Source organism: Blautia ammoniilytica, assembly GCF_025566965.1.
In the GTDB taxonomy this organism is placed as follows: domain Bacteria; phylum Bacillota; class Clostridia; order Lachnospirales; family Lachnospiraceae; genus Blautia_A; species Blautia_A ammoniilytica.
In genome coordinates this window covers 40,376-60,942 of the sequence record NZ_JAOQJL010000016.1, presented here as the reverse complement: position 1 = coordinate 60,942, position 20,567 = coordinate 40,376, and the positions used below count along the sequence as shown (strand labels likewise).

The window sequence follows — 20,567 nt, the reverse complement described above, 5'->3', positions numbered from 1 at the left end:
TGTCCCTGTCATTTCACATGTGTATGGGTAAACAAATGATCCTGACAGTATTCATAATTGCCATTGCATTTGGAACAGAAACGAAATTCCAGATTTGGATCATCCTGCTCAGTTCTGCCGCAGATGGCACATTTATGCTTTGTAATGGCACCATTCTGCCCGGTACGGCTCTTTGGCTCCATAGCACGGCGAAATTCGTTGCGTCTGTGAACCTCTTTAGGATTATAACGTTGAAGATCCCGCGTTCCCAGAAAATAAATAACAAAATTCAGAAGGGATGCAACGATCAATACAGCCATAAACCAGGCACCCATACGGATATAGCTGATCATCTCATATATGATCATCACTCCGTAGAAAATGGACATCCAGCTCATCTTGATCGGAATAATAAAATACAGCATTACCCGCATATTGGGGAAAGAAACACCGTATGCCAGGAATACAGATACACTGATATAATAGGTGGTAAAATAATTCCAGACACCATCACTGACCCCGTCGTATCCCAATCCGTAAACTGCGATCAGATACAGGGCAAATGCTCCGATAATGGTAAATACCATACCTGAAGCAATATAAATAGTATACCTAAGGCTCCCCCAGGTATGCTCCAGAGATGTGCCAATAGGATAATACAAAAACAGAACTGCGATCACAAACCAGAATACGCCTCCGTTGGACGGTGGCAGAAATACCCAGGTCACAAGCCGCCAGATCTGTCCGTGCAGGATCTTCTCAGGATTTAATGTAAACCAGGTAAGGAAGCCGGAATTCACAATACTGATGATATATCCAATCACGTAACAAATGATAACATACAGGGTCAGATTATTGATCCCGCCGTATTTACCGTATTTTCTTTCAAGTTTATCAATCCACTTCATTTCCTTGTGTGTCCTCCATCAGAAAAATTTCTTTTTTGATAATATGACAGCTGCGATAATACTAACTGCTATAGATAAAAGAATAATGATCAAAAAACCATGGGTAGTAAAAGAAAATGGCATTCCATGTGCATTCAGATTCATCCCGTAAGCGCTGAAAATAATCGTTGGAATACTCATCACGATCGTTATCACGGAAAGTACCTTCATAACTACATTCAGGTTATTGGAGATAACAGACGCAAAAGTACCCATCATACTGCTCAGGATCCCACTGTATATATTGGCCATCTCGATTGCCTGCTTATTCTCTATGATAACATCCTCCAGAAGGTCTGTATCCTCCGGATACTGCTTGATGGTATCTACTTTCAAAAGCTTTTCCAGCACAACTTCATTAGATCTGAGCGAAGTGGTAAAATAAACCAGCGACTTCTCCAATTCCAGAAGCTCCATCAGTTCCTGATTACGTGTGGACATGTGAAGCTTTTCCTCCACCTGCTCGCTTTTCTTGTCAATGATACGCAGATACCGCAGGTACATACTGGCATTCCTGTACAGGATCTGCAGGATAAACCTGGTCTTCATGTATGTGAAAAAGTTCCGCACACGTCCCTCCATAAAGCGTGCAAGAACCTGCGTATCCTCCAGACAGATAGTAAAGATCATCTTTTTTGTGACAATAATGCCTAAAGGGATGGTGCCATACCAGTCTTTGTCATTTCTTTCTTCGATCATAGGAATATCTACCAGGATCAGGGTATAATTATCCTCTGCCTCTATACGGGCACGCTCTTCTTCATCCAAAGGTGCGCGCAGATCATCCACTTCAATTCCAAAACGCTCGGAAATCTGAAAAATCTCTGTAGCCGTAGGATTGGTAAGTGCTACCCAGCATCCTTCTTCCGGCTCCTGAATCTCATGAATGGAGCTGTCGATCGTTTTAAAAATCCTGACCATGATTTTCCTCCCTTCCTGTCCCTTTGAAGCCAAATGGACAAGTTCAATTCATTATAAATTGTGCCGGAATTTTTGTCAATTCTATTGGTTTCGGTTTACAAATTTTTAACACCTGTCTATAATAAAGGAATCCGGAAACATCATTGTCCCGGACAGACCACAAAAAGGAGACAACTTATGAGCAGATCATCTTTTGGAAATAGATTTACAGTAACCACCTGGGGAGAATCCCATGGGAAAGCCCTTGGTGCTGTAGTAGACGGCTGCCCAGCAGGGCTTCCCCTACAGGAAAGTGATATCCAGTACTTTCTGGACAGACGCAAGCCAGGTCAGAGCCGTTATACCACTTCCCGGCAGGAGGGTGATCAGGTAGCGATCCTTTCCGGTGTATTTCAGGGACGCACCACCGGAACTCCCATATCCATGATCGTATGGAATAAGGATCAACGGTCAAAAGACTATGGGAATCTGGCCTATACCTACCGCCCAGGCCATGCAGACTTCGGTTTTGACCAGAAATACGGCTTCCGTGATTACCGTGGCGGTGGACGTTCTTCCGGCCGTGAAACTATAGGCCGTGTAGCCGCCGGAGCCATCGCCTCCAGGATTCTTTCCGAAATGGGCATCTCTTTGTGCACTTATACCCGTTCCATCGGGGAAATCCAGATCCAAAGCTTTGATCCACAAGCCATCAATAAAAATCCTTTCTATATGCCGGATCCTTTGGCAGCAGACAAAGCCAGTGCTTATCTGGAAGAATGTATGAAAAATCAGGATAGTGCAGGCGGTGTGATCGAATGCAGGATCAACGGGGTTCCTTCTGGTCTTGGAGAACCGGTATTTGACAAGCTGGATGCAATGCTTGCCCAGGCCATAATGTCCATTGGTGCAGTAAAAGCAGTGGAAATCGGCGATGGTACTGCTGTTTCTACCATGAAAGGCTCCACAGATAATGACGGCTTTACCGTAAAAGACGGTCATATTACCAAAAGCACCAATCATGCAGGCGGGATCCTGGGCGGGATCAGTGATGGAAGTCAGATCCTTCTTCGGGCACATATAAAACCCACCCCGTCCATCAGCCAGCCACAGAATACTGTAACCAAAGATAAAGAGCCTATATCCCTTGAAATCCATGGACGCCATGATCCTGTGATCGTACCAAGAGCAGTAGTCGTAGTGGAATCCATGGCTGCTCTTGTGCTTACAGATGCACTTTTTACCAATATGAGCTGTCAGATGGATAAAATCAAAACCTTCTACAATCGGTAAAATCAGCTTTGAAAGAAAAAACTGCTGCAGACACTTCTTCTCACTTATCTGATAAATGGGAAGCTGAATCTGCAGCAGCTTTATTTTTTAAAGTATTTATTAACCATTACACCGCTTTTGAAGCTTTCAGTTATGGTCCGGTATATCCTCTCCGTCCGGTACCGGCCAGATACCGATACAGTTAGGTGTCTCGATCTTTCTTGGTTTGCCGTTCATAACGATAATATTCTTCTCATAATCCACAGTAAACATGGTGATGGAATTACTTGAATGATTGGCAATGGCTATATGCTTATTATCCGGGAAAATAGCCAGATCCTTAGGATAATCCCCACTAATGGGAAGGGTAAACTTCTTGGTGAGAAGCCCTGTCTGTTCATCGATCTCATACATGGAAACTGTATTCTCCCCTGCAGTAGTGCTGAACAAATGTCTGCCATCCGGCGCAAGAGCCAGACCTGAGGCTGCATTATGTGATACATCTGTGTCACCCTTCTGAAGGGTGGAAACGCTCTGCAGCAATTCAAACTCCGGTGCATTTCCGCTGCCGTCATAACTGTAAACCTTGATCTCATTGCTCAGTTCAAAAAGAAGATATGCATATCTGCCGTCTGCGCTGAACCGAATGATCCTTGGACCGCTCTCTCTTGGGCAACGCAAAATATCTACCAGTTCCAGCTTATCTGTTCTCTTGTTGATTCTGTATATCTTTACCTGGTCAATCCCATTATCTACTGCACAAAGATACTTGTTATCCGGTGTAGGACGTACACAATTCACATGCGGCCGGAAATTACGCTCCGCAACACTGCCAAGGCCTGTATGGAAAACCCCATCCATAACACTGCCAAGGCTTCCATCCTGATGGGTATGTACCACTGTAACCTTCCCGTCATGGTAGCCAGCCACATAAAGATATCTGCCATCCACATCCGTAGCCAGAAAACAGCCTCTCATACCATCAATGTCCACACTGTTGATCCTTGTAAGGTCTCCGTTCTCATCCCTTTGAAAAACAGCAACTCCCTCATCCTCTATGGAATAAAGAAACTTGCCATTCTTGGAGACTGCCGTATAGGATGCATTGCTTACCTGCACCTCACTGCGCTCTGTCAGGGTTCCCTCTTCCACATTCACATCATACACCTGGATCCCTTTACTGGTTCCATGGGTGTAAGTTCCAACATAAGCCACGTATTTCTTTTTCCCCATTGTTCTGTCAACCTCCTAAAGTCATCTCGCATCTCCCAAGGCAAATAGCACCCTTTGGGTAATTATACCATATCGTGGTCTCTGGAACAAGCGTCAGTGTAAACTATTCGTCCTCAGTCTTCCATTTTTTTGTAAGCCTTGTAAGCACCTGATCTGTCTCTTCTCTTAGCTCCCTCTTTCTGGAAGTATCCGCACTGCCGGTCTGGATCCCGATCACAGAATCATCTGCAATGCAAAGTCCAGGAAAATAGAAATCACTTTCTTCTTTATCTCCGGATACATTCACATAAATGCCTTCTTCCTTACATACCTTACAGATCTGATCGTTCAGCTTCCAATCCTGTGATGCCGCGATCACCATATATGTATTATCGAAATCTGACCGCCTGATGGGACGAAGCTGGATATTGACTCTGCCTGCCTTTCCCATTTCCTGAAGCTCCAGGTTCATCCTGGGTGCAATCACTGTAATATTCCTGGTAAACAGGAGAAGACACTTCGTCCTTTGAAGGGCTGTTTTGCCACCTCCTGCCACAACTATATTTTTATCTGATAAATCCACGAACATTGGAAAATACCGACTGTTTTTCATAAATAAAATCCTTTCGTTTGCCATAGGCGGAAACCCACTATCTTCAGGTGGTGGGAGGAGCCCTGTAAATCTTTAGTCATTACCCCTGACTCTCAATATATTTTTGTATGGTAGCTGACGATACTTCTCCAATACTACAAGCAAAATATCCGTCTGACCAAAATATCTTTTTCTTCCAATATTGTTTAGACAGAAGCGAACCATATTTGTGCCATAAATAATACGTTGTTTCTTGCTTTACAATTTTGACAATATCGCAAACTCTATCTATTGTATCGTAACTTAATAAGAAATGTATATGGTCTTTTTCGGTTTCCATAGCAATAATTTCGTAGCCATAAGTATTAGCAATATCGAAAATCTTTTGCTTAACATCATCAGCGATAGAACCTTTGAGTAATTGTTTACGATATTTGATCACTAGAACTATATGTACTTTAAGGCGTTTTTCCGTCTGTTATGACGATTGTATCTATTATCCATAATTCACCTCGAAACATTGATTTTCACTAATTATTATTATATAATATATTTAGTGAAATATCTATAGAAGGAGCACATCTATGGAACAGATGACTATTACAGCTAAAATTCAAATAATCGCAGCTGAAACAGATAAAGTTTTGCTTGATGAAACTATGTCTGTTTATCGTGATGCCTGTAATTATGTTTCAGACTATGTATTCCGTACTCACGACTTAAAGCAGTTTTCACTTAATAAGGTTTTGTATTTTACTTTACGAGAAAAGTTTAACCTTAAATCGCAAATGGTACAGTCTGTATTCAAGACAGTTATTGCAAAGTATAAAACCATTCTCGAAAATCAAAACGAATGGATTAAACCTTCGTTCAAAAAGCCTCAGTATGATTTGGTTTGGAACAGAGATTATTCCTTAACACAAAACTGTTTTTCAGTTAACACACTTAATGGTCGTGTGAAGTTGCCTTATTTTGCAAATGGAATGTCTAAATATTTTGACCATACGATTTATAAGTTTGGTACAGCTAAGCTTGTAAATAAGCATGGCAAGTACTATCTTCACATACCAGTAACCTATGATGTAGAAGAAAGTAATATTTCTGACATCTGTAACGTTGTGGGCATAGACAGAGGCATTAACTTTGTTGTTGTCACTTATAACAGCAAACACAAGTCTGGATTTGTTAGCGGTAAGGCTATAAAGCAAAAACGTGCTAATTATTCCAAACTTCGTAAAGAACTCCAAATACGACAGACACCATCTTCAAGACGTAGAATTAAAGCTATTGGTGGGCGAGAAAACCGTTGGATGCAGGATATTAACCATCAGGTATCAAAGGCACTCGCCACTAATAACCCAAAGCACACTCTCTTTGTATTGGAAGATTTGTCAGGTATTCGTAATGCTACAGAACGTGTTAAAACAAAAGACCGTTATGTTTCTGTATCATGGTCTTTCTATGACCTTGAGCAAAAACTAATCTACAAAGCAAAACAGAATCAGTCTTCTGTTATTAAGGTAGACCCTCGCTATACAAGTCAGTGCTGCCCTTGTTGCGGACACGTTGAAAAGTCTAACCGCAATAAGAAGATACATCTGTTTGCTTGCAAAAACTGTGGTTACAAATCTAATGATGACCGCATTGGAGCTATGAATCTGTATCGTATGGGAATAGACTATCTTGCAGATAGCCAAGTACCTAATACAGTTGTAACAGAGTAAACTCTGCTACAAAGGGTGCTGTCAACCACCCTATGATGTAACGCCACTTTAGATAGCAATATCTATCGGGGATTAAAGGTCGGAGGTGCAAGCCGTTAGTACGACTGGGCAGTTACAAGCCCATTACCTTTAGGTGATGGATAGTTGACTAGTTATCTCCTGCTTCCTTTGTATGTCCTGCTCTGGATAACATTTTAATCGTGAAAGAATGGAATGTCAATACAGCGGTGAAGGGATGGGTGCCAGATATAGAAAAATCATCACTTGGCAAATCTTATACATATACTTATTGCATTATGCAAAAAAGATAGGGTTATATATCAGGGCTTCGTTTTCGGATTTCTCTCGTATGCTTATTATCTCTGTCATTTGCCAAACTCGCACTTACGTGCTCAAACACGGCAAATAACAGAGAAGCTAGCACGAATCGAAATCTACGAAAGCCTCGCATGATATATACCCCTATTCTTTTATGCAATGCAATGAATCACATCGCTGATTTACCAATAATAATTTTACTATATTCAGCCTGCGGAGTAGATACGGACACGTAACGGAATACCAAGGGAATCTGCCAATTCCTGACTTTTACGTATATTCTCTTCTCCGATACAGTCTACTACTGTAAATCTTACATCATCCAGATATTTTCTGCAGTCGCAGGCAAATTTCAGCATAGCATCAAAGGACTTCTCCCCATAAGCAGGACGTACCACTTCATTATAGGATTTTGCGTCCGGCATGTTCAGGCTGATGGAAACACAGTCTACAGCCTTACAGATCTCTTCTGCCGTAGATCTTCCGTGGATCAGGTCACTTAATCCGTTGGTATTTAATCGCAGACGGAAATCATATTTTTTCCTTACGTATTCACTTACTGCCACCAGCTTGTCAAGTACCATGGTAGGCTCCCCATACCCACAAAATACAGCTTCCCTGCATCCGGTAAAATCAAACCTGTCTATCGCCGGGATGATCTCCTCAAGAGAAGGCTCCTTGGAAAACCACAGATTCCCAGATTCCCCTACTGTGTCTCCATTATTTCGGATACAGAAGGTACATCTGCATGGACATTTATTTGTCAGATTAAAATACACCTGATGATTATAATGATATACAATATCTGTCATAGTCCTAATCCTCCCATAATGTATAAAGATATTTTTCAAAGCAAACTCCGTCGTTTCGGTCCGTACCTTCCTTTACTGCATCCCGGATCGCCTTTTCAAGAAAACGGACTGCTTTATGAACAAGTGCTTTTAAGCAGATTTCCTGCACCATCCCACCACATAAAACAGATGCAAAAAGATCGCCTGTACCAGAATAGCTGCCTCCTGTTTTCTCAGAAAAAACCCATGTTTCTTCGTTATTTTCCCAAATCAGATTGCCAATCTGCTTTATTTCTCCATCCTGATCGTCCACTCCTGTGATCACAATCCCAGGCACCTGGTACTGTTCATGAAGCCTGCTTCCCAGTGATTCTATCTCTTTTAGGTATTCTTTACCTGAAAGCTGCAAAAGGGACGCCCATTTCTTTTCCATTTCCTCTTTCCCGTATAGTAAAAGCAATGCCTCTGTCAGATTAGGAGTGATCACTTGGGCTTGGGATATCAGGGCTCTCATTTTCTCACAAAGCTGCGGAGAATAAATATCATAAGCCCTTCCCTGGTCTCCCATCACCGGGTCTACCAGGATGCTTGTGTCTGATGAAGAAAATCGATGAATAAACTCAAGAATCTTGTCTGCCTGTTTCTCTCCTGCCAGAAATCCTGTATAGATTCCATCTGGACGAAACCCCCGTTTCTCCCACTCATCCATAATCGCATCCATATGCTGTGTATAATCGTCACAATAATATGAGGCATATCCGGTTTGATTACTAAGAATTGCTGTAGGAAGAGGACAGGCCTGCACACCCATGGCAGAGATCACCGGAATAGCTGCTGTCAGAGAACACTTTCCAAGTCCGGACAAATCATTTAAAACTGCTATTTTTTTCAATATTTAATTTCTCGTAACTGCAAAGGTATGAAGCAGCTACGATCTCTCCTTGTATTTTTTTTCAGTGTGATATAGAATGATTTTGGTGTCAAAACACCAAGATCATGATTACACGGATTGTTCCGTGCTTTGCACTCCCACAATACTTTAATCGTAGAATATCACCTAAGTGTATCTTAATAAATATCCAAATTTAATTATTTTTAAGAGGACAGCTATGATTCAATTAGATAAAAAAGAAACAACTGATCATTTATATCTGGAAGTGTACCGATATTACCGTGACCTGATTCAAAACGGTAAAATGCTGCCAGGCAGCAAAATGCCTTCCCTGCGAAAATGTGCCCAGGAATTGAAATTAAGCAGAACTACCATAGAAAATGCTTATCTTCAGCTGGCTGCAGACGGATACATCCTTGCCAAAGCCCAAAGTGGATACTATGTAACTGAAATCTCTGTTCATCAACGCCAAAAGGCCAGTTCCAGGTACAGCCAGAGCGTAAATGTCCGGTTTGACTTCTCCTCTGCAGGCGTAGACAGAGAAAGCTTCCGTTTCGACCTTTGGAGCAGGTATATCAAAAGTGCCCTGCGGCAGGATCAGCGAATGCTGACCTACGGCGAAGTACAAGGGGAGCCGGATCTCAGACAGGTGCTGGCTGACTACATAAGACATCGCCGGAATATTCAATGCTCCCCCGATGATATTGTGGTAGGTGCCAGTGTGCAGTGTCTTCTTCAGGTACTGTGCCCGCTTCTGAAAAGCAGGTACCACTCTGTTTCTTTTCCTAATCCCTCCTTTGTACAAGGATCTACCATATTTCAGGATTTTGGATTTCAGCTCCATTACAGGGATAAGAACAGCCAGGTCATCTACGTATCCCCGGCTCATATGACCAAATGGGGAGAGATCATGCCCGTTTCCAGACGCCTGGAGCTGCTTGAGTATGCAAGCCAGCGAGAAAGCCTGATTATAGAGGATGATTATGAAAATGAGTTTGTATATCTGCAAAAGCCAACGCCCTCCCTGTTTGGTCTTTCCGGCGGACAGAATGTAGTATATATTGGCTCTTTTTCCAGACTTCTCCTTCCTTCCATCCGGATCAGCTTTATGGTCCTTCCCCCATCTTTGTTGGATGCTTACCGAAAAAAAGCTGATTTTTACAATCAGACAGCCTCTAAAGCAGAGCAGATCGCTTTGTGCCAATTTATCAGAGACGGACATCTTGCTTCCCAGACCAGAAAGCTGAAACGATTATATGCCCAAAAAGGAAAGCAGCTGTGCCAGATACTTTCCACAGTTTTCGGCAAAGAATACAGCATAAAAATGGGGCCTGCAGGCACAAGCCTTGCCCTGACCCTACCCTGTGTGGTAAGTACCGATATTGTTCACAAAGAAACAGAAAAAAAAGGTCTTCGTATCCCTGTGCTGTCTGAAACGGCAGATACAAAAACCTTCCTGTTGTCCTATTCAGCTATGGAAGTCCAGGATTTTCTCCCGGCTTGTCATATACTGAAAGAAACCCTGCAAAGTCTTTCAGTCTCTTGAATTATTGATCATATATAAAAGAGCGTTCACAATACAGGCTGCAATATTTGAGCCGCCCTTTCTTCCCTGGGCAACGATATAGGGAACCGGAGCTTTCATGATCAGCTCCTTTGACTGGACCACATTTACGAATCCTACCGGAACACCAATGATCAGCTCAGGTTTCAAGAAGCCATCTTCGATCAGTTCATACAGCCTTACAAGAGCTGTAGGTGCATTCCCAACAGCAAAGATCAGCGGTTTTGAAAGGCCTGCTGCCTTGTCCATACTTGCAGTGGCACGGGTGGTGCCGTTTTTTTTGGCATTCTGTGCCACATCCTCATCTGACATAAAGCAGTACACTTCTCCGCCATACCGTGCCAATGCCTTTTTATTGATCCCGGCTTTTGCCATCTGGGTATCTGTTACAATACAGGCTCCGTTTTTAATTGCATCCAGGGCATGCTGTACTGCCCCTTCTGAAAATTTCAGATTCTGAGCATAATCAAAATCCGCACTTGTATGGATACACCGTTTAACGATCAGCTCTGTTCCAGGAACCAGTTGCACATCCCCAAGCTCTGAGGTTATGATCTCAAAGCTCCTTTTTTCGATATCCATAGGCTTAACATTTTCCAGTTCCACCTTTATCATAAGTTACACCCCTTCTTCCAATATGCTGTATATTTTCTTCATGTCCAGATGCTTTCTAAGCTCCGCAGCCAGGATGTTATACTGTGTTTCCTTAAAGGCAGCAAAATCAATGCCTGTCATAGAAGATACATCTATCCCTTTTCTTTCTCCAAGGATCCGGATCAAAGTCTCCACAACTTCCTCTTTATCAAACACCCCATGTACATAGGTTCCACATACATTTTCATGAAAAGCACCTTCTGTCTTTTTTTCTTCCGGCTGATTTCCGGCCACCATCAGCTTTGTTGCGGGCAATATCCCCTCTTTTCTTACTGATTCTCCCATATGGATCTCATAACCTTCCAGGCTTACTCCTGACAATGCAGCAAAGGTACCTGGCATTGGAAGAAACTGCCCTGTAACACGGGTTCTTGTTTTTTTGCTGGCAAATACTGTATCCATAGGCAAAAGACCCATACCCCGGATCTTTCCGCCAGCCTCCACATGATAAGGGTCACTTAATGTATCTCCCAGCATCTGGTATCCTCCGCAGATCCCAAATACGATACAGCCTGCAGCTGCAGCCTTCAGAACAGCTGCTTCCAGACCGTTTTCCCTCATCCACAGCAAATCTTCCATTGTGTTTTTCGTTCCTGGAAGAATGATCATATCCGGATTCTTCAGTTCAGACACATGCTGTACATAACGCAGGGATACCCCTTCTACACTTTCAAAAGGATTAAAATCCGTAAAATTGGAAATCCTGGGCACACGGATCACTGCAATATCGATCAGACCTGCCGGCTGCTTCCTGTCAAACCGTTCCGTCAGACTGTCTTCATCCTCCACCTGGATATTCATGTACGGGGCAACTCCTACCACCGGGATGTGGCTTCGCTCCTCCAGCATTTTTACACCAGGATCCAGAATGGTCTTGTCTCCCCGGAATTTGTTGATGATCAGCCCCTTTACCATATCACGCTCGGAAGGCTCCAGAAGGTCTACAGTACCGATCAGCTGGGCAAACACACCGCCCCGGTCGATATCTCCTACAAGAAGCACTGGTGCTTTTGCCATTTTAGCCATTCCCATATTAACAATATCATCATTTTTCAGATTGATCTCGGCCGGACTGCCTGCGCCTTCGATCACAATAATATCGTATTCATCAGACAATTCCTGATAAGCCTTCATAATGTCCGGCACCAGCTTCTTTTTGTATTTAAAATAATCCCTGGCGCTCATAGTCCCCAGCACTTCTCCGTTTACGATCACCTGGGAGCCCACATCATTGGTAGGCTTTAAAAGGATGGGATTCATCTTTACTGAAGGACGGATCCCTGCTGCCTCTGCCTGCATCACCTGGGCTCTGCCCATCTCCAGACCTTCCTCAGTGATAAAGGAATTCAATGCCATATTCTGTGATTTAAAGGGGGCCACCGAATATCCGTCCTGCCGAAAGATCCGGCAAAGTCCAGCTGCAAGAAGGCTTTTTCCTGCATTTGACATGGTTCCCTGTATCATAATCGCTTTTGCCATATTTCCTCCAATGCTTTTACCAGTATTTCATTCTGTACATGCTTTTTCACGGCAATCCGGTAATATCCCTTAGAAAGACCGGGATAATTGCTGCAATCCCGGATCAGCACTTTTTTTTGCAGGCAGGCCTGAAAAAGATCCTCCGGGCCCTTAAAAAACAGATAATTGGCCATCGATGGATATACCTTAAGTCCCAGCCTGGTAAGTCTCTCCCTTAAATATGCTTTTTCCTTAAAAACCAGCTGTCTTCCGGCCTCCACATATGAATTTTCCAAAAGAGCTGCCATCCCTGCTGCCTGGGCTGGTGTGGAAATATTCCATGGCTGATTTTCTTCTGTCATTTTTTCCAGCAGCCTTGTATTTGCACAAAGCCCATACCCAAGTCTTAAGCCTGGCATCGCATACCTTTTGGTAAATGCCTTTATAATAAAAAGATTCCTGTAGTCTCCCAGTACATTCTTCAGCGTATAAAGTGCCGGCTCTTCCACAAAATCAAGGAAGCATTCATCCACTACAAGAAAAATATCCAGTTCCCTGCACCTTTTCAGTATTTCCATAAGAAGGCATTGATCCATCAGAACACCTGTAGGATTATTAGGATTGCACAGAAAAACAATATCCAGCTCCGGCCGGAGAGCTTTCAAAAAATCTCTTTTAACTCGAAAATCTTCTTCCTCTTCCAGCCAAAAATGATCCACCTCACATCCCACACCTTGCAATGCTTGTTCATATTCTGCAAAGGAAGGACCTGTGACCAGCGCCTTCTTTGGCTTTCCTGCCCTGCACACAGAAAAGATCACCTCAGCTGCCCCATTGCCGCAGATGATCCAGTCAGGATCTACCTGCTCATATTTTCCGATTGCCTCTTTCAAAGGCTGATAGCCTACCTGTGGATACTCATAGATTCGCTCCAAGCTATCCCTTGCCGCAGCCTTTACACTTTCTGGTGTTCCCAGCGGATTACAGTTTGCTGAGAAATCCAGGCAATCCCTGTAATGATAAACATCTCCGCCATGCACATGATTATTCATCTGTTCCTCCAAATCTTCAGGCTAATCTAATCAGGAATCCAAGCACTGTAAAAACTGCCATTCCAAGAACAGCAGTCCCATACAGGATCCGGTTTGCCCTTGGAATATCTTCATATTCTACAGTCCTGTCCGGATCACCTATAGTGGGCTTTTCATACAGCTTTCCAAAATAAAACGCATTGCCTGCCAGCTGTACACCCAGGGCTCCTGCCATAGCCGCTTCGGTCTGGGCTGAATTGGGACTTGCATGATTGCGTCTGTCCCTTCGGTAGATCCTTGCTGCATTCTTCCAGTTAAAGCCGGTCAGTCCACTTGCTGCTACCATCAGCCATCCGGAAAGCCTGGCCGGGATAAAATTAGCCACATCATCCAGCTTTGCAGCACATCTGCCAAAATACAGATACTTGTCATTTTTATAACCAACCATAGAATCCATAGTATTGATGCCTTTGTACAAAAACATAAGCGGTGCACCGCCAATAGCCATAAAAAGCATAGGTGCAATCACTCCGTCAGAAGCGTTTTCAGCCACTGTTTCCACAGCCGCCTTTGTAACTCCTGTATCACTTAAGCTTTCCGTATCCCGTCCAACGATCATGGAAACCGCATATCTGGCTTCATCCAGGGTGCCGTTTACCAGTCTGTCATACACCTTCATGCTTTCCTGCTTCAGTGATCTGGCTGCAAGAAGCTGATAGCACCAGAAAGTTTCAAGAAGGAAAGCAGCCACAGGTACAAACTTATATAATATATAAAGAATGGCAAAGGGCAGAAAATAACAGACTGCACATACCATAAAAACCATCACGATCCCTGCAGTCAGAAGTCCGCCTGGAGTATCCGGAAAAATCTTCCGAAGTCTTTTTTCCAATGCACTGATCAAATCACCGATCCAGCATACCGGATGTCTGATCCAGGATGGATCTCCAAGTATCAGATCCAGAACGAATCCAAGGGGAAGTGCAAGTATTCTCAGCATTTTCATTGATCTCCTTTGTTTTTCAGGGATTTTTCCTGGCGAAACGCAAGGCACCTTTCAAGAAAGGCCTGTGGTATCCGTGGATTTCCATAATAATACAAATGAGGAAATCCTGCAAGTATACGGTCATTGCCCCAAATACATTCCCAGCCTCTTAAGCTTTCCGGTTTTGATGCATGAAAGGCTTCTCCACAGCTGTTGGAATCAAAATAATGAAATTCATGGGCAGGTATGCTTCCCAGATCCGTATGTCCAAGCACAGAAAGCTTCTGTTCCAGAGTAATATAGCCAAACCGGGTAAGCCTTGGTGTTCTGTATGCCTTTCCTTTTATCACATCTGCCATCTGATAAAGCTTCCCATCCATACCTTCCATCTGCTGATGCAGGTACATAAAGCCTCCACATTCTGCAAGAACCGGCATTTGATCATAAATGGCTTCCCGGATCTGCTGACGCATTTCCTGGTTTTCCTCCAGCTGCTTACCATACAGCTCCGGATAACCGCCGTACAACAAAAGTCCCTGTATATCCTTCGGAAGCTTCTTGTCATGAATTGGTGAAAATGGCACCAGTTCTGCTCCCATTTGCTGAAGAAGTCTGAAATTATCCTCATAAAAGAAACAGAAGGCTTCATCCTTTGCCAGTCCGATCCGAAGCTTCTTTTCTTTCTTTGGTAAACTCCATCCAAAAGAAGGATCCACTTTTTCCAGTTTATCTGGTACATCAATCTTTGATGCTTCCGCGGCAAGCTTCAGGATCTCATCAATCTCCAGGGTATCATTCAGGATCTGGGAAAGCTTGTAAAGCCGCTGTTTCAGTCCTGGGATCTCCTCTGGAAGGATCAAACCAAGATGACGGCTTTCAATCAGGCAGTCTTCCACCCTTGGCACATAGCCAAGAACCTGGATTCCCAGCTGTTCCTGAACCAGTTTTTTCATCCTTGGATACAACATGGCCGACATCTGGTTAAAGATCACGCCTTTAATGTGGCTGTTCTTTTTATATTCCAGAAACCCTTTGATATAGGCAACCAGAGAAACACTCATCCCTTTGCTGTTTACAATCAGGATCACCGGAGTATCCGTAATATCTGCCAGATCATAAGCACTGGCTTTTGTGGTCGTGCCTGCCACTCCGTCATAATATCCCATAACGCCTTCCATAACAGCCAGATCACAGTCCTTTGCATTTTCCTGAAGCAGATATCTGGTAACATATGGAGATGTAAAAAAGGTGTCAAGATTTCTGGATTTGGTACCGATCACCTTGCTGTGGAACATGGGATCAATATAATCAGGCCCGCATTTAAAGGAAGCTGCTCTGAGCCCTCTGTTTACAAGCACCTGTAAAAATCCGCAGGTGATCAGGGTTTTTCCGCTTCCGCTAGCCCCTGCTGCAAAAAGGATCCTGGGGATCTTCATTTCTTTTCCTCCCTCTTCTGACAGGTGATGATATAAATAGGATTTTCTCCCATCATCATATGGTAACGTCCGATTTCTTTGGATCTTGCAGCGCTTATCTGCACAATGTCTGTTTCTGTAAACTGCTGGTTCTTTATCACCTGCAAAGCCTCCCCTACAGTTTCCAAAGTAATACAGTTGATCACGATCCGTACTTCCGGATTCTTTTCCATAAGCAGATCTACGATCTGGGAAAGATTTCCTGAAGAACCTCCGATAAATACATGGGTAGGTGCAGGCAGACTTTTCAGAGCCTCCGGTGCTTCTCCCTTGATCACTTCCAGGTTGTCTGCTGCAAATTTCATTTTATTTTCATGGATCAGTTCTGCCGCCTCATCCTTTTTTTCGATTGCATATACTTCTCCATCAAAGGCTCTTAAAGCCATTTCCACAGACAGGGAGCCTGTACCTGCCCCCACATCATAGCATATGGCATCCTTTGGCAGCTGAAGCTTGGAAAGGGAAACTGTACGGATCTCTTCTTTTGTCATTGGTGCCTTGCCACGGATAAATTCCTCATCCCGGATACCATACACCAAAAGCATAGGCTTTGCTTTCGGATTACAGGCGCAGACCACACATAAAGCATCCCCTTCATATCCGATCAGCTCTCCTGCTGTTTTTGCAAATATTTTTTCCTCAGGATAAGAAAGCTTCTCTCCTACATACAGCATCACATCTGACATGCCATAAGAAACCAGCTTTGCAGCCAGATTTCCGATTTCCCGGCCACTGCCAAGAATAGCAAAAACCTTTCGGTAATGGCAAATATAGTGGATCAGATTACAATTCTTTCCATGTGCGCTTAAAAGCTTTGCATCCTCCCAGGACATGTGGATCCTGGACATAAAATAAACAACTGAAGAAATCCCGCAGATCACCTGTGTGTCACTGCCAAGACCTTCCAGAAGCTTTTTGGCTCCACTGTAAAATCCCACATCTCCGGATAATACGATCAGAATATTTTCAAATTCCGGATGCTCTTCAATGTACTTCAGAATCGCTTCGCTGCGGTACTCATATACCACTTTCTGACCTGGCATCCCTACGCTGTCTGCCATCCTTCTGGCTCCGATCACAAGATCTGCTTCCTGAACTGCCCTTTTTCCCTGGATAGTAAGTGTTTCTTCAGAACCCATCCCAATCCCAAGCACAGTAACCTTTGGCTTTGCCACAATCTGGAAACGCTTCTGCAAAAAACGTTTACATTCCAGAACAGTCAGCCCCTGCTCCTTTATGGGACGCCCAATGATCACCGGAACTGCATGGCAGTTTAAAGCCGCATCGATCTTTTCCTGAAAGCCTCCTGCCATCCCGGTATCTTTTGTGACAAGAAAATCACACTGAAACTGCCTGAGCATAGCTTCATTTAATTCTCTGGAAAAAGGCCCCTGCATACCGATCAGATGCTTTCCTTCAAATCCCATTTCCTTGCATGCACTGATCACGGAAGGAAGGGAAAGTACACGTGCGTACACCCGCTCCCTATAATCCGGAAGTCCGGTAAATGCTAAAAGCTCCTTGCTTCCTGTAGTAAGCAGAATATTTCCCCTGGTGCCTTTTAAATATTCCACAGCATCCTGAATGCTTTCTGTATAAACCGCCTGATCCTCATGTTTTCCCTGTGCCCGCAGGATCCGTACATACTCCGTATTTTTATTGTCACAGGCTTCCCGGATATTTTTCGTCACTTCTGCTGCATAAGGATGAGTGGCGTCCAGCACCAGTTCCGGAGACGTTTCCTGGATAAAGGCCTCCATCTGACTTTCATCCATACGCCCGGCATGAAGCGCCACCCCTGGCAATTCCCCTGGGGAGCGGGTGCCATATTCAGTTGCTACAAGGGCGCATACAGAAATCTTCTGTTTTCCAAGGAACCTGCAAAGCTCATATCCTTCTGTTGTACCTGCAAACACAAGAACCTTATACATCTTTATATCCTCTTGGAGTTACCATTTTGCCGTTTATCACCTTTGTCTGAGAATTGCCAATAAATACAGTGGTAAACATGTCCACCTTTGTATCACGCAGTTCTTTTAATGTCATGATCCTGGAGTTTTCCCCTTCTCTTGCAATATTTGACACGATCCCACACACTGTATCCGGGGATTTGTATGTCATCATCAAATCACATGCCTTCTGAAGATAATCATGGCGCTTATGGCTGGATGGATTATAAAGACAGATCACAAAGTCCGCCTGGGATGCGCCAAGAAGCCTTGCCTGGATCTTTTCCCAGGGAGTAAGAAGGTCACTTAAGCTGATCAGGCAGAAATCATGGATCAAAGGTGCTCCAAGCACAGAGGCTCCTCCAATGGCAGCAGTGACCCCGGGAATGATCTCAATTTCCACATCCGGATATCTTTCACTGATCTCATAGATCAATCCTGCCATACCATATACTCCTGCATCTCCACTGCAGATCATAGACACAGTCTGTCCCTTTTTTGCTTCCTCAAAAGCCATCACACACCGGTCCACTTCTTTTCTCATCGGTGTTGTCAGAAAGGCTTTATCACTAAAATGCTCTTTTACAAGATCGATATATACTGTATATCCAACGATCACATCACTTTGTTCAAGGGCTGCCACTGCTGCCCCGGTCATTTCCTGGTATGCGCCAGGTCCGATGCCTACCACATAGATTTTCTGTTTACTCAAAATGAATCCTCCGGTTTCCGGCTGCCAAAGCTGCTGTCACGCCACCTGCCGCCTGCTTTTTTTCTATCAGTACCCCTTCTTCCCCACTTGCAAGAAGGGCGCTTCTTTCACATACATTGTCTACCCCTACCTGGGCTTTTACAAAGGATGAGGGTGTAAAATCCCCCTGCACAGCCTGCAGTTCCTCACTTGTATATACCTGGAAGGGAATCTTCCACTGCTCTGCTAATGCCACAAGGCCTGGCTCTTCTTTTTTGATATCAATGCTGGTCAGGGTCTTTACCCCTTCTTTGAAAATCCCGGCCTTTTTTAGGATCTCATTTGCTGCCTGAAGCACAGCTTCAGACTCTTTTCCCTTTCTGCAGCCCATGCCTAAAGCTACTGTTTTTGGTACTACATAAACGGTTTCCTCAAAAGGAGTATGCTCCTTATAAACCGTTACACTGATTCCCAAAAGCAGTCCTTTTTTCTTTGCTTCCTGCCTGTCTTTACAATAAACCAGTCCGGGCGGAAGACTTCCTTCCCATGGGAAATCGCTGAAAAATCCTGCTTTTTCCCCAGCAAGAAGGGCTGCTGACACTTCTTTTGCACCCTTCATATTGAGAATCCCACAATCATTTTTCTTTGCAAAAACATCCACTGCAAAGCACTGGTGAAGGTCTGTGGCAGTTGTTACTACCGGCATGGCATCCAGTATTTTTGCTGCTGTCCCAGCCAGTTCATTGGCCCCTCCCAGATGACCGGAAAGCAGTGAAATCACAAATCTGCTGCATTCATCCACTACAAGAACTGCAGGATCTGTTTTTTTGGATGCTACAAAAGGCGCAATACTGCGTACTGCAATCCCACAAGCTCCAATAAATATCACTGCCTGAGAATCCAGAAACCTGTCGCCGGTCCACTGACTACAAGACTCCTTTATTGAATCCGGCAGATATTTGCTTTTCTTCCACAGCTGTACACTGTGTCCCAGCTTTTCCAGGCCTTCTTTTAGGCGAAGCCCTGTACTTTCTCCTGTCAGGCTGTAGCATATCATGGCTATTTTCATTTCTTATCACCTGGACATCTCTCTTTTCGTTGATTATCTATTACATGGTTTTCGTTCAAGAATGCCTCGGCATTCTTGCTGCGAGGTGCGCGTCATGCAATTGCATGACATACTTCTCCTGCGCACCTCTGCAATCCTGCCGGAGGCTATATCAGCTGGGGGATTGACTCCCACCACTGATACCAGCTTGTTTCTCACCACCTATAGAGGTGGGAGTCATCTCCCAGCTGATGTACTAGTTGCTTCTCTGAATTCTGTTGTAAATCCCGGGTCATACAGCTTGGAGCGGTCATACTTTGCACCCTTCACTGCATCTCCGATGATCATCAAAGCTGTCTTTGTAATATTATTTTTTTTTGCAGTTTGTGCCAAAGTTCCAACCGTACAAATGAATTTTTTCTCATCCGGCCAGGTTGCCTTGTATACAATAGCTGCAGGAGTTTCGGCTTCATATCCTCCCTCGATCAGACGGCGGCTTAATTCTTCCAACATTCCTGTACTTAAAAAGATAACCATAGTTGCATGATGAGCAGCAAAAGACTGAATGCTCTCTCTTTCCGGAACCGGTGTCCTTCCCTCCATTCTGGTAATGATCACACTTTGTGATATCTCCGGAAGTGTATATTCCAGGTTCAGGGCACTGGCTGCTCCACAAAATGCACTGACTCCGGGACAATAGTCATAAGCGATCTTCTTTTCATCCAAAATATCCATCTGTTCACGGATAGCTCCATAAATGCAAGGATCTCCAGTATGCAGTCGGACTGTTGTTTTCCCTGCTGCTTCTGCCTTTTCCATCACAGAGATCACATCCTCCAGTGTCATTTTGGCACTGTTATAAATGGTGCACACATCCTTTGTATAGTCCAGAATCTGCGGATTTACAAGTGATCCTGCATAGATCACCACATCTGCCTCTTCCAGATACTGTTTTCCTCTTACTGTGATCAGATCCGCTGCTCCTGAACCTGCTCCAACAAAATGTACCATAGATCAGTCCTCCTTTTATGTGTTTGCTTTATATGTTTGCTTTATATGTTTGCTTTATATGTTTGCTTTATATG

18 protein-coding genes and 1 pseudogene are annotated in these 20,567 nt (G+C 43.9%); 3 read left to right on the top strand and 16 right to left on the bottom strand.

What is annotated here, in order from left to right; all coding sequences use genetic code 11:
- Positions 1-8: 8 nt before the first annotated feature.
- Both OCV61_RS09560 and OCV61_RS09555 read right to left on the bottom strand, forming a co-directional pair.
- Positions 9-887, bottom strand: a complete 879-nt coding sequence (locus tag OCV61_RS09560) for a rhomboid family intramembrane serine protease (RefSeq protein WP_158421616.1) — start codon at positions 885-887, stop codon at positions 9-11.
- 18 nt (positions 888-905) lie between these two features.
- Entirely contained in the window at positions 906-1,847 is a 942-nt protein-coding gene (locus OCV61_RS09555) for a magnesium transporter CorA family protein (RefSeq protein WP_158421615.1), read from the bottom strand.
- A 177-nt stretch (positions 1,848-2,024) separates the two neighbouring features.
- On the opposite strand from OCV61_RS09555, the gene aroC reads away from it, so the two are divergent.
- Positions 2,025-3,119, top strand: a complete 1,095-nt coding sequence (gene aroC / locus OCV61_RS09550) for a chorismate synthase (RefSeq protein ID WP_158421614.1) — start codon at positions 2,025-2,027, stop codon at positions 3,117-3,119.
- 126 nt (positions 3,120-3,245) lie between these two features.
- Here the strand turns inward: aroC and OCV61_RS09545 are convergent, their stop codons facing one another.
- From OCV61_RS09545 to tnpA, 3 genes and pseudogenes are all read right to left on the bottom strand, one after another.
- The gene (locus tag OCV61_RS09545; RefSeq protein ID WP_158421613.1) at positions 3,246-4,331 is read right to left on the bottom strand and encodes a lactonase family protein; all 1,086 of its coding nucleotides are present in this window, start codon (positions 4,329-4,331) and stop codon (positions 3,246-3,248) included.
- Between the two features lie 103 nt (positions 4,332-4,434).
- Positions 4,435-4,923: a precorrin-2 dehydrogenase/sirohydrochlorin ferrochelatase family protein gene (locus OCV61_RS09540; protein ID WP_158421628.1), complete on the bottom strand. Its 489-nt coding sequence runs from the start codon at positions 4,921-4,923 to the stop codon at positions 4,435-4,437.
- Positions 4,924-5,002: 79 nt separating this feature from the next.
- Positions 5,003-5,406: pseudogene (gene tnpA, locus OCV61_RS09535) on the bottom strand (IS200/IS605 family transposase).
- A gap of 80 nt (positions 5,407-5,486) precedes the next feature.
- Here tnpA and OCV61_RS09530 point away from each other — a divergent pair.
- A complete protein-coding gene (locus OCV61_RS09530; protein WP_158421612.1) occupies positions 5,487-6,626 on the top strand; it encodes an RNA-guided endonuclease TnpB family protein in 1,140 nt (379 codons plus the stop codon).
- A 524-nt stretch (positions 6,627-7,150) separates the two neighbouring features.
- On the opposite strand, the gene OCV61_RS09525 is transcribed toward OCV61_RS09530, so the two are convergent.
- On the bottom strand, positions 7,151-7,756 hold the full coding sequence (locus OCV61_RS09525) for a TIGR04100 family radical SAM protein (protein ID WP_158421611.1): 606 nt from the start codon (positions 7,754-7,756) through the stop codon (positions 7,151-7,153).
- Positions 7,757-7,760: 4 nt separating this feature from the next.
- Positions 7,761-8,627 (bottom strand): pyridoxamine kinase, encoded by an 867-nt coding sequence (locus tag OCV61_RS09520; RefSeq protein WP_158421610.1) that lies wholly within the window; start codon positions 8,625-8,627, stop codon positions 7,761-7,763.
- A 217-nt stretch (positions 8,628-8,844) separates the two neighbouring features.
- Here OCV61_RS09520 and pdxR point away from each other — a divergent pair, with 217 nt between their 5' ends.
- Positions 8,845-10,173, top strand: coding sequence for a MocR-like pyridoxine biosynthesis transcription factor PdxR (pdxR, locus tag OCV61_RS09515; protein ID WP_158421609.1), 1,329 nt, complete (start codon positions 8,845-8,847; stop codon positions 10,171-10,173).
- On the opposite strand, the gene OCV61_RS09510 is transcribed toward pdxR, so the two are convergent.
- The 9 genes from OCV61_RS09510 to cobM form a co-directional block, all read right to left on the bottom strand.
- Complete coding sequence (locus OCV61_RS09510; protein WP_158421627.1) at positions 10,162-10,803, bottom strand: precorrin-8X methylmutase; 642 nt, start codon at positions 10,801-10,803, stop codon at positions 10,162-10,164. The two genes, pdxR and OCV61_RS09510, sit on opposite strands and share 12 nt — an antisense overlap.
- A gap of 6 nt (positions 10,804-10,809) precedes the next feature.
- Positions 10,810-12,324 (bottom strand): cobyric acid synthase, encoded by a 1,515-nt coding sequence (locus tag OCV61_RS09505; RefSeq protein WP_158421608.1) that lies wholly within the window; start codon positions 12,322-12,324, stop codon positions 10,810-10,812.
- Positions 12,306-13,355: a pyridoxal phosphate-dependent aminotransferase gene (locus tag OCV61_RS09500; protein ID WP_158421607.1), complete on the bottom strand. Its 1,050-nt coding sequence runs from the start codon at positions 13,353-13,355 to the stop codon at positions 12,306-12,308. Before OCV61_RS09500 ends, OCV61_RS09505 begins: the two co-directional genes overlap by 19 nt.
- A 16-nt stretch (positions 13,356-13,371) precedes the next feature.
- Positions 13,372-14,334, bottom strand: a complete 963-nt coding sequence (gene cbiB, locus OCV61_RS09495) for an adenosylcobinamide-phosphate synthase CbiB (RefSeq protein WP_158421606.1) — start codon at positions 14,332-14,334, stop codon at positions 13,372-13,374.
- 2 nt (positions 14,335-14,336) lie between these two features.
- Entirely contained in the window at positions 14,337-15,755 is a 1,419-nt protein-coding gene (locus OCV61_RS09490; protein ID WP_158421605.1) for a cobyrinate a,c-diamide synthase, read from the bottom strand.
- Positions 15,752-17,725, bottom strand: coding sequence for a precorrin-6A reductase (cobK, locus tag OCV61_RS09485; RefSeq protein ID WP_158421604.1), 1,974 nt, complete (start codon positions 17,723-17,725; stop codon positions 15,752-15,754). The genes OCV61_RS09490 and cobK overlap by 4 nt, the downstream gene beginning before the upstream one ends.
- Positions 17,718-18,455, bottom strand: coding sequence for a precorrin-3B C(17)-methyltransferase (gene cobJ / locus OCV61_RS09480; RefSeq protein ID WP_191868051.1), 738 nt, complete (start codon positions 18,453-18,455; stop codon positions 17,718-17,720). Before cobJ ends, cobK begins: the two co-directional genes overlap by 8 nt.
- Entirely contained in the window at positions 18,448-19,503 is a 1,056-nt protein-coding gene (locus OCV61_RS09475; protein ID WP_158421602.1) for a cobalt-precorrin 5A hydrolase, read from the bottom strand. Before OCV61_RS09475 ends, cobJ begins: the two co-directional genes overlap by 8 nt.
- A 216-nt stretch (positions 19,504-19,719) precedes the next feature.
- The gene (gene cobM, locus OCV61_RS09470; protein WP_158421601.1) at positions 19,720-20,493 is read right to left on the bottom strand and encodes a precorrin-4 C(11)-methyltransferase; all 774 of its coding nucleotides are present in this window, start codon (positions 20,491-20,493) and stop codon (positions 19,720-19,722) included.
- Between the last annotated feature and the right edge of the window lie 74 nt (positions 20,494-20,567).

What these genes read in the sequence shown, in the direction of transcription:
- pdxR (WP_158421609.1), top strand. Translation starts at nt 8,845, where the DNA reads ATGATTCAATTAGATAAAAAAGAAACAACTGATCATTTATATCTGGAA.
- OCV61_RS09490 (WP_158421605.1), bottom strand. Translation starts at nt 15,755, where the DNA reads ATGAAGATCCCCAGGATCCTTTTTGCAGCAGGGGCTAGCGGAAGCGGA.
- OCV61_RS09475 (WP_158421602.1), bottom strand. Translation starts at nt 19,503, where the DNA reads ATGAAAATAGCCATGATATGCTACAGCCTGACAGGAGAAAGTACAGGG.
- cobK (WP_158421604.1), bottom strand. Translation starts at nt 17,725, where the DNA reads ATGTATAAGGTTCTTGTGTTTGCAGGTACAACAGAAGGATATGAGCTT.
- aroC (WP_158421614.1), top strand. Translation starts at nt 2,025, where the DNA reads ATGAGCAGATCATCTTTTGGAAATAGATTTACAGTAACCACCTGGGGA.
- OCV61_RS09555 (WP_158421615.1), bottom strand. Translation starts at nt 1,847, where the DNA reads ATGGTCAGGATTTTTAAAACGATCGACAGCTCCATTCATGAGATTCAG.
- OCV61_RS09560 (WP_158421616.1), bottom strand. Translation starts at nt 887, where the DNA reads ATGAAGTGGATTGATAAACTTGAAAGAAAATACGGTAAATACGGCGGG.
- OCV61_RS09540 (WP_158421628.1), bottom strand. Translation starts at nt 4,923, where the DNA reads ATGAAAAACAGTCGGTATTTTCCAATGTTCGTGGATTTATCAGATAAA.
- cbiB (WP_158421606.1), bottom strand. Translation starts at nt 14,334, where the DNA reads ATGCTGAGAATACTTGCACTTCCCCTTGGATTCGTTCTGGATCTGATA.
- OCV61_RS09545 (WP_158421613.1), bottom strand. Translation starts at nt 4,331, where the DNA reads ATGGGGAAAAAGAAATACGTGGCTTATGTTGGAACTTACACCCATGGA.
- OCV61_RS09525 (WP_158421611.1), bottom strand. Translation starts at nt 7,756, where the DNA reads ATGACAGATATTGTATATCATTATAATCATCAGGTGTATTTTAATCTG.
- OCV61_RS09530 (WP_158421612.1), top strand. Translation starts at nt 5,487, where the DNA reads ATGGAACAGATGACTATTACAGCTAAAATTCAAATAATCGCAGCTGAA.
- cobM (WP_158421601.1), bottom strand. Translation starts at nt 20,493, where the DNA reads ATGGTACATTTTGTTGGAGCAGGTTCAGGAGCAGCGGATCTGATCACA.
- OCV61_RS09500 (WP_158421607.1), bottom strand. Translation starts at nt 13,355, where the DNA reads ATGAATAATCATGTGCATGGCGGAGATGTTTATCATTACAGGGATTGC.
- OCV61_RS09505 (WP_158421608.1), bottom strand. Translation starts at nt 12,324, where the DNA reads ATGGCAAAAGCGATTATGATACAGGGAACCATGTCAAATGCAGGAAAA.